Annotated in this window: 15 protein-coding genes; 11 read left to right on the top strand and 4 right to left on the bottom strand. The window is 71.5% G+C overall.

What is annotated here, in order from left to right; translation table 11 throughout:
- Positions 1-40: 40 nt before the first annotated feature.
- Positions 41-2,248, bottom strand: a complete 2,208-nt coding sequence (gene glgX / locus ACGF2V_RS05400) for a glycogen debranching protein GlgX (RefSeq protein WP_362627998.1) — start codon at positions 2,246-2,248, stop codon at positions 41-43.
- A gap of 398 nt (positions 2,249-2,646) precedes the next feature.
- On the opposite strand from glgX, the gene ACGF2V_RS05405 reads away from it, so the two are divergent.
- Together ACGF2V_RS05405 and ACGF2V_RS05410 are read left to right on the top strand one after the other, a co-directional pair.
- Positions 2,647-3,879, top strand: a complete 1,233-nt coding sequence (locus ACGF2V_RS05405; protein WP_362627995.1) for an SAV2148 family HEPN domain-containing protein — start codon at positions 2,647-2,649, stop codon at positions 3,877-3,879.
- Between the two features lie 76 nt (positions 3,880-3,955).
- Positions 3,956-4,684, top strand: coding sequence for a 3'-5' exonuclease (locus tag ACGF2V_RS05410; protein WP_362627993.1), 729 nt, complete (start codon positions 3,956-3,958; stop codon positions 4,682-4,684).
- A 106-nt stretch (positions 4,685-4,790) separates the two neighbouring features.
- On the opposite strand, the gene ACGF2V_RS05415 is transcribed toward ACGF2V_RS05410, so the two are convergent.
- Positions 4,791-5,657 carry an aminoglycoside phosphotransferase family protein gene (locus ACGF2V_RS05415; RefSeq protein WP_362710390.1) on the bottom strand — a complete coding sequence of 289 codons (867 nt, stop codon included), beginning with the start codon at positions 5,655-5,657 and terminating at the stop codon, positions 4,791-4,793.
- Positions 5,658-6,241: 584 nt separating this feature from the next.
- Between ACGF2V_RS05415 and ACGF2V_RS05420 the strand changes: the two genes are divergently transcribed.
- From ACGF2V_RS05420 to ACGF2V_RS05430, 3 genes are all read left to right on the top strand, one after another.
- Positions 6,242-7,444, top strand: coding sequence for a S8 family serine peptidase (locus ACGF2V_RS05420; protein ID WP_362710387.1), 1,203 nt, complete (start codon positions 6,242-6,244; stop codon positions 7,442-7,444).
- Positions 7,445-7,566: 122 nt separating this feature from the next.
- The gene (locus ACGF2V_RS05425; RefSeq protein WP_362627984.1) at positions 7,567-8,145 is read left to right on the top strand and encodes a DUF1697 domain-containing protein; all 579 of its coding nucleotides are present in this window, start codon (positions 7,567-7,569) and stop codon (positions 8,143-8,145) included.
- Positions 8,146-8,430: 285 nt separating this feature from the next.
- Positions 8,431-9,036 carry an XRE family transcriptional regulator gene (locus ACGF2V_RS05430; protein ID WP_362710384.1) on the top strand — a complete coding sequence of 202 codons (606 nt, stop codon included), beginning with the start codon at positions 8,431-8,433 and terminating at the stop codon, positions 9,034-9,036.
- Positions 9,037-9,120: 84 nt separating this feature from the next.
- Here the strand turns inward: ACGF2V_RS05430 and ACGF2V_RS05435 are convergent, their stop codons facing one another.
- Positions 9,121-9,969, bottom strand: a complete 849-nt coding sequence (locus tag ACGF2V_RS05435) for an IclR family transcriptional regulator (protein WP_362627978.1) — start codon at positions 9,967-9,969, stop codon at positions 9,121-9,123.
- Between the two features lie 238 nt (positions 9,970-10,207).
- A complete protein-coding gene (locus ACGF2V_RS05440) occupies positions 10,208-11,176 on the bottom strand; it encodes a zinc-binding dehydrogenase (protein WP_362710381.1) in 969 nt (322 codons plus the stop codon).
- 291 nt (positions 11,177-11,467) lie between these two features.
- On the opposite strand from ACGF2V_RS05440, the gene ACGF2V_RS05445 reads away from it, so the two are divergent.
- The 6 genes from ACGF2V_RS05445 (at position 11,468) to ACGF2V_RS05470 (ending at position 16,981) form a co-directional block, all read left to right on the top strand.
- Positions 11,468-12,403, top strand: a complete 936-nt coding sequence (locus tag ACGF2V_RS05445) for a VOC family protein (protein WP_362710378.1) — start codon at positions 11,468-11,470, stop codon at positions 12,401-12,403.
- On the top strand, positions 12,400-13,707 hold the full coding sequence (locus ACGF2V_RS05450) for an aromatic ring-hydroxylating dioxygenase subunit alpha (RefSeq protein ID WP_362710375.1): 1,308 nt from the start codon (positions 12,400-12,402) through the stop codon (positions 13,705-13,707). Before ACGF2V_RS05445 ends, ACGF2V_RS05450 begins: the two co-directional genes overlap by 4 nt.
- A complete protein-coding gene (locus ACGF2V_RS05455) occupies positions 13,704-14,051 on the top strand; it encodes a bifunctional 3-phenylpropionate/cinnamic acid dioxygenase ferredoxin subunit (protein WP_362627966.1) in 348 nt (115 codons plus the stop codon). The genes ACGF2V_RS05450 and ACGF2V_RS05455 overlap by 4 nt, the downstream gene beginning before the upstream one ends.
- Entirely contained in the window at positions 14,048-15,268 is a 1,221-nt protein-coding gene (locus tag ACGF2V_RS05460) for an FAD-dependent oxidoreductase (protein WP_362627963.1), read from the top strand. The genes ACGF2V_RS05455 and ACGF2V_RS05460 overlap by 4 nt, the downstream gene beginning before the upstream one ends.
- Positions 15,269-15,411: 143 nt before the next feature.
- Positions 15,412-15,975 carry a 3-phenylpropionate/cinnamic acid dioxygenase subunit beta gene (locus ACGF2V_RS05465; RefSeq protein WP_362627960.1) on the top strand — a complete coding sequence of 188 codons (564 nt, stop codon included), beginning with the start codon at positions 15,412-15,414 and terminating at the stop codon, positions 15,973-15,975.
- 130 nt (positions 15,976-16,105) lie between these two features.
- Positions 16,106-16,981: an alpha/beta fold hydrolase gene (locus tag ACGF2V_RS05470; protein WP_362627957.1), complete on the top strand. Its 876-nt coding sequence runs from the start codon at positions 16,106-16,108 to the stop codon at positions 16,979-16,981.

Consider the following 16,981-nt stretch of genomic DNA (forward strand, 5'->3'; position numbering starts at 1 on the left):
GGCGTGCGAAACGTCCATACCGGGCAGTCGTGGTCGGCGCCTACGCCGGGCGCTGGAGCACCGCCATGCTCCGCCCGACCAGCGTCACCCGTTCGCCCGCCGAGACCTTCGGTCCGCAGCCCGGCAGGACCCCGGCCGGGCGGGCCGTGTCGACGACCACCATCCACTGTCGCCCGTGATGCACCGGCACGCGGAACTCCAGCGTCTCGGCGCTCGCGTTGAACATCAGCAGGAACGAGTCGTCGGAGATCCGCTCGCCGCGCGGCCCCGGCTCCGAGATCGCGTGACCGTTGAGAAAGACCGTCAGCGCCTTGGCATGCGCCGCCTGCCAGTCCCGCTGCGTCATCTCCCGGCCCCCGGGCGTGAACCACGCGATGTCCGACAGCTCGTCGTGCGTGCCCTCGACAGGACGTCCGTGGAAGAACCGGCGGCGGCGGAAGACCGGATGGTCGCGACGGAGCCAGACCATCGCCCGGGTGAACTCCAGCAGGCTGCTGCCCAGGCCGTCCTCGCCGCCTTCGGCGTTCCCGTCCGCGTCCCCCCACACGGCCTCGCCGTCCCCGGCGCCGTGCTGCGGGCCGCTCCGTGCGGCGTCGGCCGGGGCCGGCCAGTGCACCCACGCCAACTCGTTGTCCTGGCAGTACGCGTTGTTGTTGCCGCGCTGGGTGCGTCCGAACTCGTCGCCGTGGCTCAGCATCGGCACGCCCTGGGACACCATGAGCGTGGCGACGAAGTTCCGCATCTGCCGCATCCGCAGCCCCAGGACCTCCGGGTCGTCCGTCTCGCCCTCCACCCCGCAGTTCCAGGACCGGTTGTAGCTCTCGCCGTCCCGGTTGCCCTCGCCGTTCGCCTCGTTGTGCTTGTCGTTGTACGCGACCAGGTCGTGCAGCGTGAACCCGTCGTGGCAGGTGGCGAAGTTGATCGAGGCGAGTGGCCGCCGTCCGTCGTCCTGGTACAGATCGGACGAGCCGGTCAGCCGTCCGGCGAACTCGGCGAGCGTCCGCGGCTCGCCCCGCCACAGGTCCCGCACGGTGTCCCGGTACTTGCCGTTCCACTCGGTCCACAGCGGCGGGAAGTTCCCCACCTGGTATCCGCCCTCGCCCACGTCCCACGGCTCGGCGATCAGTTTCACCTGGCTGACCACCGGATCCTGCTGGACCAGGTCGAAGAACGACGACAGCCGGTCCACCTCGTGGAACTGCCGGGCCAGTGTGGCCGCCAGATCGAACCGGAAGCCATCGACGTGCATCTCCGTGACCCAGTAGCGCAGCGAGTCCATGATCAGCTGGAGCACGTGCGGCGACCGCATCAGCAGGGAGTTCCCCGTCCCGGTCGTGTCCATGTAATACCGCTGGTCGTCCGCGAGCCGGTAGTACGAGGCGTTGTCCAGGCCCCGGAAGGAGAGCGTCGGCCCCAGGTGGTTGCCTTCGGCGGTGTGGTTGTAGACGACGTCGAGGATCACCTCGATGCCCGCCTGGTGCAGCGCCCGCACCGCCTGCTTGAACTCCAGCACCTGCTCTCCGCGGTCGCCCCAGGACGCGTACGCGTTGTGCGGGGCGAAGAACCCGATCGTGTTGTAGCCCCAGTAATTGGCCAGCCCCGCGTCGACCAGTCGGTGGTCCTGGACAAACTGGTGAACGGGCATCAGCTCGATCGCGGTGATGCCCAGTTCGGTCAGATGGGCGATCACCTCCGGATGGGCCAGTGCCGCGTACGTCCCGCGCAGCTCCTTCGGGAGTCCCGGGTGGAGCATCGTCAGGCCCTTCACATGGGCCTCGTAGATCACCGTGCGGTGGTAGTCGGTGCGGGGCCGCCGGTCGTCGCCCCAGTCGAAGTACGGGTTCACCACGACCGAGGTCATGGTGTGAGGCGCCGAGTCGAGGTCATTGCGCGCGTCCGGCCGGCCGAACGGATAGCCGTACACCGCCTCGCCCCACCGGACCTGTCCGGCCACAGCCCTGGCGTACGGGTCGAGCAGCAGCTTCGCCGAATTGCAGCGGACACCGCGCTCGGGCTCGTACGGCCCGTGCACCCTGAAGCCGTACCGCTGACCGGGCATCACCCCCGGCACGTAGGCATGGCGGACGAAGGCGTCGGTCTCCCTGAGCTCCACCGCCGTCTCGGAACCGTCGTCGTGCAGCAGGCACAACTCGATTCGGTGGGCGGCCTCCGAGAAGACCGCGAAGTTGGTCCCGGCGCCGTCGTACGTGGCTCCGAGGGGATACGCCTGTCCCGGCCAGACCTGCATAGCTTCGACTCTTCCACTTCTGATCCGGGTGACTGGTGGTTATGTGTCGTTCGGGCACGGTCTTTTATGAATATTCCGTATTTTGCCGATCCTCTCGAATCTTCCCCGAAACAGGTGCGGCTGCCTAGGACGTCGCCCGGGCCGGTCAACATCGGTCCGCTCCGTGTCGCCCCCGGGGCCGGATTCCCGCGCCCCGAAATCGCTCCGGCCCCGGAACGAAGCCTCGGGCGGGGGTTCAATCGCTATGAATCCGCTCACTACGGCAGAACTCGTCACCGGGAACGCGCTTATTGCGTTGGGGAGTTGACGAAAGCAGCCTGTGCATCCGGCTGCGTCGGATCGCACTCGCGGAGTACCCTTCCTTGATCGTTGGTGGGGGAGTGGAAGGCGGTGCACGGGTGAGCTCGGAAGGCTTCGAGCTGCCCCCGGGTGACACAGGTCACGAGGGGGAATCCACCGATGCCCCACCAGGGGCGGTCTCGCTTGTCCGGCCCGTGGAGATCGGCGCGGAACTGGACTGGGGCGCGGACGCCTGGAGCGAGGTGCGCACCCGCGCCCAGCGGGCCGGGCGCGCCTACATCTGGCTGAATTTCGTGGAGCAACGGCTGCGGGCCGTGGTCGCCGCGGTGCTCCGGCCCATCTACGGGCCGGTGCACGGCGAGGAGTGGGTGGTGGCCGCCGCCGGGCCCGCCGGGCAGGAGTGGGTGCAGCGTGCCGTCGCGGTGCGCGAGGTCTCCCGGCGCAAGGGCTATCTGCTCGATCCGGCCGACGACAACGTGCTCAGCTTCCTCACCCTGCCTCAGCTGCGGGAACTGCTGATCCAGCACTGGCCGTGCTTCGAGCCCTACTTCGACGACCGCCGAGAGGTCGAACTGGCGCTCGACGAGCTGGAAGTCGCCCGGAACGTGGTCTCCCGCAACCGCGCGCTGAACGAGGCGGTCCTCGCCCAGGCCGAGCGAGCCTCCGCCCGGCTCCTGGAGATCCTGGGCGGCGGCGCCGCGGTCCCGTCGGCCGACCGGCTCCCGGTCGACGCCGTCGAGGAGCTGGTCGGTGACCGGTACGCGGACGTGGTGTCCGTCCACCCCGACCGGGTGCGGCTCCAGCGCCAGCTGCCCGCCGAGGACCTGTTCGGCGGCTCGCGGCGCCTCGACGCGATCGGTATCGGACTCAACCTGCTGGTGCAGAACTTCTCCGGTCGCAGACTGATCCGGCTGGCCGAGTCCGGCTGCCGGGTCCGACTGCTCTTCATCAATCCGGCCAGCAGCGCGGTCAAGCGGCGCGAGCGGGAACTGGGCATCAAGAAGGGCGAGCTGAGCCGGTCCGTGGAGATGAACATCCTCCACATGCGCCGCGTCCGTTCCAAGCTCCGCGACCCGGGCGCGTTCGAGATCCACGTCTTCGACGAGACGCCGCGCTTCACGGCCTACCTCGTGGACGGCGACGGGACGGACGCGGTCGGGGTCGTGCAGCCGTATCTGCGGCGCGCACGCGGCATGGAGTCGCCCGTGCTGGTGCTGCGCGGCGGCGGGCGCACGGTGGTCCGGACCGGGCAGGACAGCGAGCACGGACTGTTCGAGACGTACCGCGAGGAGTTCGAGTCCGTGTGGACGGACTCCCGGCCCGTCTCCTGAGAGGCCGTGAGCCCGTTGTCAGTGGTGCGTGCGAGGGTGGTCACCACATGGGGGAGGAACACGAAGGAGGTACCCGATGAGCTGGCACCGGGAGGCGCTGGTCGGCTTCGACCTGGAGACGACGGGCACGGATCCGCTGGAGGCCCGGATCGTGACGGCCGCGGTCGTGGGCGTCGAGGGCAGGGACGGGGGGCCGGTGCGGCAGCGCACCTGGCTGGCGGATCCGGGTATCCGGATCCCCGCGCAGGCGTCCGCCATCCACGGCATCAGCAGCGAGCGGGCGGCGGCCGAGGGGCGACCGGTGCGCGAGGTGGCCGACGAGATCGCCGACACGCTCACCGGCCAGTGGCGCCGGGGCGTGCCCGTCGTCGCCTACAACGCGGCCTTCGACCTGACGCTGCTCACGGCCGAACTCCACCGGCACGGGCTGCCTTCGCTGAGCGACCGCCTCGACGGCGCCGGGATCGGGCCGGTCATCGACCCGTACACCATCGACCGGGCTGTCGACCGCTACCGGAAGGGGAAGCGGACCCTCGAAGCGGTCTGCGTCGAGTACGGGGTGGTGCACGATGGCGCCCATGACGCGACGGCGGACGCGCTGGCCGCGGTCCGGGTGGCGTACGCGATAGCCGAGCGGCACGACTCGGTGGCCGGTCTCACCGCCGCCGAACTGCACGAGCGCCAGGTGGAGTGGTACGCGCGATGGGCGGCCGACTTCCAGGAGTTCCTGCGCCGCAAGGGCACCGCGGACGCGGTGGTGGACGGCCACTGGCCGTTGCGGGAGCCCGCCCGGGTGGCCGGCTGAGGGTACGGACCGCGCCCTGCCCCCCGCCGGGGCTCACGAAGCGGCCCGCACCGCCGGGAGTGGCGCCGACGGCCTTCGGCCCTGCCGGGAACGAGCAGATGGGCCCTCAGAACGGATACCACCGCACGGCGGTGTCGCCGTCGCGCAGCGACGCCACCCTGCGGCGGAATTCCACGAGTGCCTTCGGGTTGGCCGCCGCGTGCTGCGACACCCACGCGCAGCTCGCCGTCTCCCGGGCGCCGCGCAGTACCGCGCAGCCGTCCCACTCGCGGACGTCCCAGCCGTACATGGCGGTGAAGGCGTCGTACGCCTCGGCGGGCAGGCCGTACCGGTCCCGGGACAGCGCGAGCACCACCAGATCGTGCTCCCGCAGATCCGCCGAGAAGGTCTCCAGGTCGACCAGCACCGGCCCGTCCGGGCCGACGTGCACGTTGCGGGGGAGGGCGTCGCCATGGATCGGCCCGGGCGGCAGGTGCGGAACCAGGTTCGCCGCCGCAGCGGCGAAGCCGTCACGGCGCTCGAGCAGATAGTCGGCGTCGGCCGGGTCGATCGCGTCGCCCGCGAGTCGTAGCCAGCGCTCGACGCCGCCCAGCAGTTCCCGGCGCGGAAGAGTGAGCCCGTCCGGGGCGGGCAGGGCGTGCACGCGTGTGAGCAGCCCCGCAAGATCGCGCGGTTCGGCGGGGCGCACGGCCTGCGGCAGCCGGTGCCAGAACGTCACCGGGTGGCCCCGCACCAGCCGTACCCCGGGCTCCGCGGCCCGGACGGCGGGGACACCGGCCGCGGCCAGCCACCGCGCCACCGCCACCTCGCGCTCGGCCCGGTCCCGCAGCTCCGGGCTGCGCACGGCGTCCCGGCCGACCTTGACCACCAGATCGTCCACGGCGAACACCGCGTTCTCGCCCAGCGCGAGCAGCTCCGCACGGCCGGACAGTCCGGCAGCGGTCAGCACTTCACGCGCACGCATTTCGTCCATGATGCCGATTTTCGCACCCGCACCCACCTGGTCGGCGAGCAGGCGACGGTCAGCACGATGACGAGAATCACCTGAGCGGTCAGATTGGTAGGAATTCGATCGAATGATGCAAAAGCATTTCATTCGTGACATTCTCTCGGATTTGGATCGCACGGGACCGAGCGCCGGGGTCGGGCTGTCCGGCGCCGAGCGCCGCAACCCGGGGTGGATCGGGGTGAGTGCGGTCCGGGGCTCGGCCGACCGGTGCGCGTGCGGTTCGGGGCGGCGTCGGCGGCAGGGGATGCAATCAAGCCGAGTCCTCGTCGGCGCGCGCGGCTGGGCGCGGTCCGCCTTCCCGCCTGCGAAGCGTGCAGGTCGCCCTCGCGCGGGTGTCGCGGCCGGGCGGGTGATCCAACGTGCCGCGCCCGCACCCGACTTGGGCGCGCCTGGCCGAATTCTTATTACAGAACTTTGTTGAGTAAGTCACAGCCGCGAGAAGGTCTTGATCTGAGCGCGTCAATCCGCGAGGGTTTCGAGCCAACCCCCGGAGATCTTCCGGCCGGGGGCCAATCCCCCCACAAAGAATGACGAGGAGACCCCTCTTCATGGCTATCCACAAGCGCGCACGCCGGATCAAGCTCACCGCCGCGATGACCGCGGTGGCCGCGGCTGCCGGAGTCACCCTGCTGAACACGCCCGTCGCCGGAGCCGCGTCCGCTCCCGCGATGGGCGTCGTCTACGGCGCCGACGCGGCGAACGCCGTCCAGGGCAGCTACATCGTGATGCTGGACCACAAGGCCGACAAGTCGAAGCTCGCCAAGAAGTACGGCGGCAAGCTGGACCGGAACTTCACGTCCGCCGTCAACGGCTTCTCCGCCAGCGGCCTCTCGCTCACCGAGGCCAAGCGCCTCGCGGCCGACCCGGCCGTCTCCAAGGTGGTCCAGAACAAGAAGTTCCACATAGACGCCACGCAGGACAACCCGCCGTCCTGGGGGCTGGACCGGATCGACCAGACCGAGACGGCGGGCGACGACGCGTACACCTACCCGGACAGCGCGGGCGAGGGTGTCACCGCGTACGTCATCGACACCGGTGTCCGCACCACGCACAGCGAGTTCGAGGGCCGGGCCACCTCCGGCTACGACGCGGTGGACGACGACGACAGCGCGGACGACGGCAACGGCCACGGCACGCACGTGGCCGGCACCATCGCCGGTGCGACCTACGGTGTCGCCAAGAAGGCGAAGATCGTGGCCGTCCGGGTCCTCGACGACTCCGGCTCGGGCACCACCGAGCAGGTCGTCGCGGGAATCGACTGGGTCACCGCCAACCACGAGGGCCCCTCCGTCGCCAACATGAGCCTCGGCGGCGGCGCGGACGAGGCCCTCGACGCCGCGGTCCAGAAGGCCATCGCCTCCGGGGTCACGTTCGCCGTGGCCGCCGGGAACGAGTCCTCCGACGCGAGCCAGACCTCGCCGGCGCGCGTCCCCGAGGCGATCACCGTCGCCTCGTCCACGGTGGACGACGAGCAGTCGTCCTTCTCCAACTACGGCTCGATCGTGGACATCTACGCACCCGGGTCGGACATCACCTCGTCCTGGAACGACAGCGACGACGGCTCCAACACCATCTCGGGCACGTCCATGGCGACCCCGCACGTCGTCGGTGCCGCCGCCCTCTACCTCGCCGGACACCCGGACGCCACCCCGGACGAGGTCGCCACGGCGCTGACCGAGGGCGCCACCCCCGACGCGATCTCCAACGCCACCGAGGGCACGCCCAACAAGCTGCTGAAGATCGTCGAGTAGTCGCCACCCGCGTGGGGCCGGTGTCCGGACACCGGCCCCACCCGGGGACCCACGGCCGCCGTGCCTGCCCCCACGGGGCGCGGCGGCCGCTCCGCGCGGGCACACCGTCCTATGGTGTGCCCATGACGATGTACGCGGCGCTGTTGCGCGGGATCAATGTGAGCGGCCACAAGAGGGTGCCGATGGCGGAACTGCGCACGCTGCTCACCGAACTGGGCCACGGAGACGTCCGTACCCATCTGCAGAGCGGCAACGCCGTCTTCAGCAGCCCGTCGGACGACGAGAACCTGCTCGCCGCCGAGCTGGAAGGGGCCATCGAGGAGCGGTTCGGGTTCCCCGTACCCTGCCTGGTCCGCGACGGCGCGTACCTCGCGGCGGTCGCCGCCGCCTGCCCGTTCCCGGCCGCCGAGCTCGAGGGCAGGCAACTGCACGTCACCTACTTCGGCCGGCCCGTGGACGCGACGCGCTTCGACCGGATCGCGGCGGCGGACCACCTCCCCGAGGAGTTCCGGCTCGGGGACCGCGCGCTGTACCTCTACGCCCCCGACGGGCTGGGCCGGTCCAGGCTCGCCGACGCCCTGTCCCGCCCCTCCCTCGCCCCGGGCGTCACCGCCACCTCCCGCAACTGGAACACCGTGGTCAAGCTGGTGGAGATGACGGCGGCCGAGGCGGCGACCGCGCCCCATGGAGCCGGCGCATGACCGGAACGCTCCCCGGCGTGGCCGCGGCGGTGGAGCCGGACCGCCCCGCTCCGTTCGCCGGGGCATGGGCGCCCGGGGGTGGGTAACCACACAGCGAGAGAGCGGGAGGCGCTGTGCAGTGTCCCAGATGCGGTAAACAGATGAGCCGGAACGTCGGCGGCTGGTGGACCTGTTGGAGCTGCGGCAACACCCAGCCCGGATACCGGGGGAGCGGCCGGTCGCCTTCGGTGTCCCGGCCGGCTGCGTCCGGCACGGGCGTGGGCCCAGGTGGCCTATGGTGGTGCGGTGTCGACAGGAATCACCGTGGTCGCGCGCAACATGCGCTTCCTCAGAGAGCAGCGCGGGCTGTCGTTGGCCGAACTCGCCCGCCAGGCCGGTCTGGCCAAGCAGACGCTCTCCAAGGTCGAGCTGGGCACCGGCAATCCCACGGTGGAGACGCTCTTCGCGGTCGCAGCCGCCCTCGGGGTGCCGGTGACGCGCCTGGTGGCCGAACGCGAGCAGATCATGACGGTGCGTCGGGGCCGGGACGCGGCCTGGCAGGAGCAGTCCGGCTACGAGGTCCGGAGCCTCGACCACGTCTACGGCTCGGGTGTCATCGAGAACTATGTGCTGCGGATCCGGGGCGAGGGGCACGCGCAGCCCCACCCGGTGGGCACTCTCGAGCACCTCTATGTCATCAGCGGCCGGGTCAGGGTGGGCCCGCAGGACAGTCCCGTGGAGCTGGACGCCGGTGACTTCGTACGCTTTCCCGGCGACCGGCCGCATCTGTACGCGTCCCTCGGCGGGGAGAGCGTGGTGCACATCGTGGTGAGCGTGCCGCGGGTCCAGCCGGGCACCGGCGGGGTACACGGCGGTGAGCGCCGCGAGAACGGCGTGGCCACCGAGGGCTGACCCCGGACGGGCGAGCGTCGCCGCCGGCGCCCCGACGGCACGGTACTCCGCGACGGCGCCGGCGTCCGGGCGCGAGAGTGCGGCTCAGGCGGCCGCGGGCTCCGCCGGTGCCGGGCGGCGGCGACCGCGCGGACGGGCCGCGGCGCCCAGTTCCCTGGCCGCCTCGAAGGCGACCCGGCGCAGCTCCGGTGCGACCCGGGCGGGCTCGAAGCGGTGCAGTGCGCCGGAGACGGAGATCGCGGCGACCGGTCGGCCGGCCGCGCCCATGACCGGCACCGCCACGCAGGTGACGCCCGGCAGGATCTCCTCGCGCTCGTAGGCGATTCCCTCGCGCCGGACCCGGGCCAGTTCGGCCCGGAACTCCGCCGGATCGGTCACCGAGTGCTCCGTCGGCGCGGGCAGCCCCTGGGCGATGGCCAGCTCCGCCGCGTCGTGGTCGAAGGCGAGCAGCGCCTTGCCGACCGCGGTGCAGGACGCGGGCAACCGCGAGCCGATCCGGGTGGGCGTACGGGCCCGGCGGTGGCCGTGCAGCTTGTTGACGTACATGACGTCGGCGCGGTGCAGCACCGCCAGGTGCACGGTCTCGTGAGTGAGGACGTACAGCTCGGTGAGGAACGGCAGCAGCCTCTCCTGGAGCATGAGCGGCGTCGGCCCGTAGGCCCGGCGCCCGATGTCGAAGAGCTGGGGGCCGAGCCGGTAACTGCTCCCGACGCGCTCGACGACGTCGTTGCGCTGGAGGATGCCCAGCAGTCGAAACGCCGTCGACTTGGTGAGTCGCGTGCGGCGGGCGAGTTCGCTCACGCCGACCTCGCGGTCCTCCTCGGCCAGCGACATCAGCAGGGTCAGCGCCTTGTCCACGGCGGTCTGCTGGTCCTGCGAGGGGCCGGTGCCCGACGGGCTCCCGGCATCGGTGGTCGAGATGGGGTCGAGCATGTCCGCCTCCGCAACATTCTCCGGCGACCACTTCAGTGGACGTACGTCCACTTTAGATGACTCTCTCGGCATCGTGAAGAGCAAAGGCTCGGCAAAACGGAGAAAGCGGCGCCTCGCATGTCATATCCGGGAGACACCTGTCATATCGCGGGGACGTACGAGGCGCTTCACCCGCCGAACCGGGCCGACGCGACCGCCGCGGCCATCGCGGCGCGCCCCTGCCCGGAAACGGTCCCGGTCAGGGGCGGACGATCACCTTCCCCGTGACCTCACCGTCGATCATGGCGCGGAAGCCCTCGTGGATGGCGGTCAGCGGGATCTCCCGGTCGATCCGGGGCCGCACCCCGGCACTCTCCATGAAACGCAGCAGCGACACGAACTCCTGGCGGGTCCCGCCGGTGGAGCCCAGCACCCTCTGCTGGAGGTAGAAGACCCGGTTCAGGTCGGCCGGCGGATTGGCCCCGCTGGTCGCGCCGGCCACCACCACCGTGCCACCGGCCCGCAGCGAGCGCAGGGAGTGGGACCAGGTCGCCTCGCCGACCGTCTCCACCACCACGTCGACCTTCTCCGCGAGACGCTCACCGGTCGGCAGGGCCACATGGGCGCCCATCTCCAGGGCCGCGTCCCGCTTCGACTCCGAGCGGCTGGTCGCGTAGACCCGGGCACCGGCCGCCCGCGCCAGCGCGATGGCCGCCGAGGCCACACCGCCCCCCGCGCCCTGCACCAGCACCCGGTCGCCGGGACGTACCCGGGCCTGGGTGAACAGCATCCGGTACGCCGTCAGCCAGGCCACCGGCAGACAGGCCGCCTCCGCGAAGGACAGCGCGGCCGGCTTGGGGATCAGGTTCCGCCGCGGTACGCACAGGAACTCGGCGAACGCCCCGTCGTGCCGCTCCGACAGCAGCGCCCTGCCGGGGTCCAGGGTCTCGTCGCCGCCCCCGGCCTGCGGGTCGCCGATCACCGGGTGGACGACGACCTCGTTCCCGTCCTCGTCGTACCCGGCCGCGTCACAGCCCAGCACCATGGGCAGCCGGTCCGCCGGGTGGCCGACGCCGCGCAGCGTCCAGATGTCGTGGTGGTTGAGCGCGGCCGCGACCACCCGGACCACCGTCCAGCCGGGCGGGGCCACCGGAGGGGCGACCTCGCGCAGCTCCAGCCCGCCGAGCGGATCGGCGGGGTCCTGGCGTACGGCGACGGCGGCGAGCATCGGTCCTCCTGGGGGCGGGGCGACATCAAGGATCGGCGCGCGGAGCGCGCACCGGCGCACAGCGCGGACCCCGACCCTTCCCGGACGGGGCGCCGGCGGCCAGCGGTCGTGCCGGGACGTGGCACGCCCGCCGGCCGGCCCGTCGGTCGTGGTCAGGGCGCGTTCCACAGGGCGGCACAACGCGTGGCAGCGCCGTCCGGGACGTCGTCTGCTGGGTGCTGCCCGTACGGACCGACAGCCCGTCCGGCCCTCGCCCGTACACCCTGACCAGACCTGAAGGGACGGCCCGTCATGCAACTCAGCGGACTGGGATACTTCGGACTCCGCACCCGGCACGTCGACCGATGGCGCACCTTCGCCGAGGACGTGCTCGGCCTGTCGGCACGGACCACCGAGGACGGGCTGCGACTGCGCGCGGACGACCGGGCCTGGCGCATCGCCCTGCACGAGGCCGACACCGAGGAATTCGGCTATGTCGGCTGGGAAGTACCCGGCCCCGCCGAACTGGCCGCCGCCGCGGCGGAGCTGGCCGACGCCGGTGTCGAAGTGACGCACGCGGACGAGCAGTTGCTGCGCGAGCGTGACGTGCTCGGCCTCTTCCACGTCGAGGACCCCGACGGTGTCCGGGTCGAGATCTTCTACGGTGCCCGCACCGCCGTCACCCCGTTCGTCTCGCCGACCGGCGCCCGCTTCGTCACCGGGGAACAGGGCCTGGGCCACGTGGTGTTCTCGGTCCACGACTACGCTGCGACGCTCCGGTTCTACACGGAGCTGCTCGGCTTCCGGCTCTCCGACTTCTGCGACCTCGGCCGCAAGCGCATCGCGTTCCTGCACACCAATCCGCGCCACCACTCGCTCGCCTTCGCCGGGCTCGTCATCGAGCCCGAGCGCAAGCCGCGCAAGGATGTCGACCCGGGCGAGCTGTTCCACTTCATGCTGGAGGTCGACGACCTCGACACCGTCGGTCATGCCTACGACCGCTGCCTGGAAGGCGCCGCGCCCGTCGCGCTGACCCTCGGCCGGCACAGCAACGACAAGATGCTCTCCTTCTACGCGGTCACACCCTCCGGCTTCGAGATCGAGTACGGCCACGGAGCGATCACCGTCGCCGACCCCTGGACCGCGACCCGCGTCGACGGCACCAGCCTCTGGGGCCACCGCCGCCCGCCCAGGCCCGCCCCCGCCGTGCCCCCGGCCGCGAACGCCCCGGAAGGAGCCACGGCATGAGCGCCCTGAACCGCGCCCCGGCCCCCTCCGTGGACGTCAGCGGGTACTTCGACATCAACCAGGGCCTCGTCGACCGCGGGATCTTCAGCGACAGCGGGCTCTACCAGCAGGAACTGCGCCGCGTCTTCGCGCCCAGCTGGCTGTTCCTCGCCCACGAGTCCCAGTTCAAGAAGCCCGGTGACTTCTTCAGCACGTACATGGGCGAGGACCCGGTCATCGTGGCCATGGGCAAGGACCGGCGCATCCGGGCCTTCCTCAATGCCTGCCGCCACCGCGGCATGCGGGTCTGCCGCGCCGACGCGGGGGCCACCAAGGCGTTCACCTGCAACTACCACGGGTGGTCGTTCGACACCTCGGGCAAGCTCATCAATGTCCCCAACCGTGAGGGTTATCCGGACGACTTCGACGAGAGCCGCTGGGGCCTGATCGAGGTCGCCCAGCTGGACACGTACAAGGGCCTGATCTTCGCGACCTGGAACCCGGACGCCCCCTCGCTGGTCGAGGCGCTCGGCGGCATGACCTGGTACATGGACGCCATGCTCGACCGCGACCCGGAGGGCACCGAGGTCGTCGGCGGGGTCCACAAGTGGGTGCTGGAGGGCAACTGGAAGCTCGCCGCCGAGCAGTTCTCGTCCGACTGGTACCACGTCAACATCTCGCACGCCTCCGCGCTGATGGTCATGTCACCCACCGGCAAGGGGCCCAAGACCGAGATCGTGCAGACCCCGGGCCGCCAGTACACCGACCCCAACGGACATGGCGCCGGCTTCCCGACCCACCCCAAGAGCCGTTTCGACGACCAGGTGGTGCACGAGTACTACGACTACGACCGGCTGCGCGAGCGCCTCGGCAAGGAGCGCGCCGAGGGCCCCATGACGACCGGACACGCCAACGTCTTCCCCAACTTCTCCTACCTCCCCGTGAACGGCAGCATCCGCGTCTGGCACCCCAAAGGCCCGGACCGGATGGAGGTCTGGGCATGGACGATCGTCGACACGTCGATGCCCGACGAGGTGAAGAACGCCCAGCGGCTCTACAACCTCCGCACGTTCGGACCCACCGGCATCTTCGAGCAGGACGACGGCGAGAACTGGAGCGAGGTCCAGGCCACCGCGCACGGCTTCGTGGCCGGCGGCATGGCGCTCAACTACCAGATGGGCATCGGGATGGGCACCGAGGACGGCGTCCACCCCGGCACCACCGGACACCTGTACTCCGACGGGGCCGCCCGCGGTTTCTACACCCGCTGGCGCGACCTGATGAACACCCCGGCCTGGCACGAGAAGGCGGCTGAAGAACGATGAACACCACCGGCAACGCGGTCCGGGTCGCCGACATCGGCGACATCGAGGAGGGCGAGGCCCTCCAGGTGCCCGCAGAGCGGACCGGCCACGGCGACGCCATCGCCGTCTTCCACGAGGGCGGCGCCTACTACGCGCTCGACGACACCTGCTCGCACGGCCAGGCGTCGCTCGCCGACGGCTGGATCGAGGACGGCCAGGTCGAATGCCCCCTGCACAGCGCCCGCTTCTGCCTCAAGTCGGGCGAGCCGCAGTGCATGCCCGCCACACTCGCCGCCCGGACCCACAAGGTCGAGGTGCGCGACGGCGGGATCTGGCTGCACCCCGGCCAGGAGCCCACGGCATGAACATGAAGAGGATCGCCCTGGTGGGCGCGGGCATCTCCGCCGTCTCCACCTGCGACGCGCTGCGCTCCGGCGGTTACGACGGCGAGATCGTGCTGCTGAGCGACGAGGAGGGCGTGCCGTACGACCGTCCGCCGCTCAGCAAGGACGTCCTGCTCGGCAGGGCCGCCGTCCGCGAGGACGTGGCCCTGCGACCGGCCGACTGGTACGAGAAGCAGCGCATCGACCTGCGGGCCGCGACCGCCGTGACGGCGCTGCGCCCCGACGAAGGCGTACTGGAGCTGGCCGACGGCACCGCACTGACGGCCGACCGGATCGTCCTCGCCACTGGCGGCACCGCCCGCACCCTGCCGGTACCGGGCGCCGACGACCCCGCCGTGCACACCCTGCGTACCTGGGACCAGGCCGAACTCCTGCGCTCCCGGCTGATCCCGGGGGCCAGGATCGCCGTCGTCGGCGCCGGACTGATCGGCGCCGAGACCGCGGCGGTCGCCGCCGCACTGGGCTGCCGGGTCACCCTCATCGACCCGGTGCCCGTACCGCTGAGCGCCGTCGTCGGGCCCGACATCGCCGGTGCGTTGCGCGACCGGCACCGCGCCGAGGGCGTCGAACTCGTCACCGGCGGTGTGGAGCGCATCGACCGGGCGCCCGGCGCCGACGAGGTCACCGTCACCGTCGGCGGCCACGCCTCGCCGATCACCGCCGACACGGTCGTCGTCGGCATCGGGATCCGGCCGGACACCGCGCTCGCCGAGGCCGCCGGGCTCACCGTCGACAACGGCATCGTCGTGGACGCCGCCCGGCGCACCTCGCACCCGAGGGTCCACGCGGTCGGGGACGTCGCCCGCCGGGCCGACCACCCGGTGCGCCACGAGCACTGGGACGCCGCGCAGCGCGGCGGCCAGGCCGCGGCCGCCGGACTGCTGGGGACGGACGCGCCCGGCGAACCGGCCTCCTGGTTCTGGTCCGACCGCTACGGCAGCCGCCTGGAGGCGGTCGGCTCGATGGCCGACGCCGAGGAGACCGTACGCCGCGGCGATGCGGGGTCCGGCGCGTTCAGCGTGTTCGGGCTGCGGGCGGGACAGGTGGTCGCCGCCGCGGCGATCGACCGGCCCAAGGACATCAAGGCCGCCCAGCGGCTCATCGCCCGCGCCGTCGCCGTCCCCTCGCAACGGCTCGCCGACGAGTCCGTGGAGCTGCGCGGCCTGTTGCGCGGCTGACCCCGGTCACGACCGTTCCCCCGCTGTCCGGCAGCCGGCCGCGCTCCACCGCCGGTCCCGTGCCGCAGACCGGCACACCCGCTCCCCGCACCCGCCGCCGTGCGATGGGATAGCCGACGCAGCGCGGCCCTCAAGGAGGATCCATGAGCATCCACACCCAGGACTCCGTCGCCGCCCCCACCGGTGGTGCGGCGCTGGACGACATGCTGCTCCACTTCGAGGTGCAGCGCCTCTACACGCTGGAAGCCCGTCTGCTCGACCAGCACCGCTACGCCGACTGGCTGGAGCTGCTCGCCGACGACCTGCATTACTGGGCGCCGGTACGGACCAACCGGCTGAGGCGCCAGCAGTCGCTCGCCGACGGCGCCCCGGGCGAGGTCGCCGTCTTCGACGAGACCAAGGCGAGCCTCGCCTGGCGCATCCGGCGGTTCGACTCCGGCATGGCCTGGGCCGAGGACCCGCCGTCACGTACCCGGCACCTCATCACCAACATCGCCGTGAGCCCCGGTGACGAACCCGGCACGTACGTCGCCGAGTCCGACTTCCTGGTCTACCGCAACCGGCTGGAACGCGAGGTCGACGTGTACGCGGGCGGCCGCACGGACCTGCTGCGCCGAGGCGAGGACGGGGCGCTGCTGATCGCCCGCCGCCACATCCTCCTCGATCAGAACGTGCTGCTCGCCAAGAACATCAGCACGTTCCTCTGACCGCCCGCCCCTCCTTTCCTCTCCCTTCCTCGCCTTTTCTCCCGCACCCGTGGCAACGACCGCCCGCCCTTCCCACCCCGTACCAACCGGCAGGCCCGCCCCGCCGGTCCCGCATCCCCGTGGAGTTCCCGTGACGTCCGTCCGCGCGCACGACGCCGTACATCCCGAGATCACCGAGCACACCGTCCAGACGTCCCTGGGCACGATCTCGGTCAGTGAGGCCGGGCAGGGCCCCGTACTGGTCATGCTGCACGGCGGCGGCCCGGGCGCCGACGGTCTCGCCAACTACCGGCACAACCTCGCCGCGCTCGCCCCGCATCACCGGATCCTCCTGCCCGACCAGCCGGGCTTCGGCGGCAGCTACCGGCCGTCCGAGGAAGAGCTGGACGCCCGCTCCATCACCGAGATCACCGTGGACGCGCTCCTGCAGACCCTCGACGCCCTCGGCGTCGACCGGTTCCACCTGCTGGGCAACAGCCTCGGTGGCGCGGCCGCGATCGCCACCGCTCTCGCGGCGCCCGACCGGGTCGAGAAGCTGGTCCTGATGGCCCCCGGCGGCGGCTGGCTGCCGTTCGGCCCGACCCCCACCGAGGGCCAGAAGGCGATGTTCCGTTACTACAACGGCGAGGGCCCGACCCTGAAGAAGATGCGGGACTTCATCCGCGTCATGACGGCCGAACCCAAGCGCTGGGAGGACACCGTCCAGGCCCGGTACGAGGCATCCCTCGACGCGAGCCACATCGAGTTCTACCACCGCTACAACGCGGCCTTCGCCAAGCGGCACGGCATGGATCCGCTCTGGCGCGACGTGCACCGGATCAAGGCTCCGACGCTGCTGCTCTGGGGGCGGGACGACCGCACCATCACACTCGACGGCGCCCAGCTCATGCTCAAGCAGATCCGCGACGTCCAACTCCACGTGTTCGGCGGCTGCGGCCACTGGGTGCAACTGGAGCGACAGGCCGAGTTCGAGCGGCTCGTCACCGACTTCCTCCAGGAGCGCTGA

The organism is Streptomyces sp. NPDC047982 (assembly GCF_043204165.1).
Classification (GTDB): domain Bacteria; phylum Actinomycetota; class Actinomycetes; order Streptomycetales; family Streptomycetaceae; genus Streptomyces.

Coding starts and splice junctions, on each gene's coding strand:
- glgX (WP_362627998.1), bottom strand. CDS start 2,248: ATGCAGGTCTGGCCGGGACAGGCGTATCCCCTCGGAGCCACGTACGAC.
- ACGF2V_RS05410 (WP_362627993.1), top strand. CDS start 3,956: ATGAGCTGGCACCGGGAGGCGCTGGTCGGCTTCGACCTGGAGACGACG.
- ACGF2V_RS05415 (WP_362710390.1), bottom strand. CDS start 5,657: ATGGACGAAATGCGTGCGCGTGAAGTGCTGACCGCTGCCGGACTGTCC.
- ACGF2V_RS05420 (WP_362710387.1), top strand. CDS start 6,242: ATGGCTATCCACAAGCGCGCACGCCGGATCAAGCTCACCGCCGCGATG.
- ACGF2V_RS05425 (WP_362627984.1), top strand. CDS start 7,567: ATGACGATGTACGCGGCGCTGTTGCGCGGGATCAATGTGAGCGGCCAC.
- ACGF2V_RS05435 (WP_362627978.1), bottom strand. CDS start 9,969: ATGCTCGACCCCATCTCGACCACCGATGCCGGGAGCCCGTCGGGCACC.
- ACGF2V_RS05440 (WP_362710381.1), bottom strand. CDS start 11,176: ATGCTCGCCGCCGTCGCCGTACGCCAGGACCCCGCCGATCCGCTCGGC.
- ACGF2V_RS05445 (WP_362710378.1), top strand. CDS start 11,468: ATGCAACTCAGCGGACTGGGATACTTCGGACTCCGCACCCGGCACGTC.
- ACGF2V_RS05450 (WP_362710375.1), top strand. CDS start 12,400: ATGAGCGCCCTGAACCGCGCCCCGGCCCCCTCCGTGGACGTCAGCGGG.
- ACGF2V_RS05455 (WP_362627966.1), top strand. CDS start 13,704: ATGAACACCACCGGCAACGCGGTCCGGGTCGCCGACATCGGCGACATC.
- ACGF2V_RS05460 (WP_362627963.1), top strand. CDS start 14,048: ATGAACATGAAGAGGATCGCCCTGGTGGGCGCGGGCATCTCCGCCGTC.
- ACGF2V_RS05465 (WP_362627960.1), top strand. CDS start 15,412: ATGAGCATCCACACCCAGGACTCCGTCGCCGCCCCCACCGGTGGTGCG.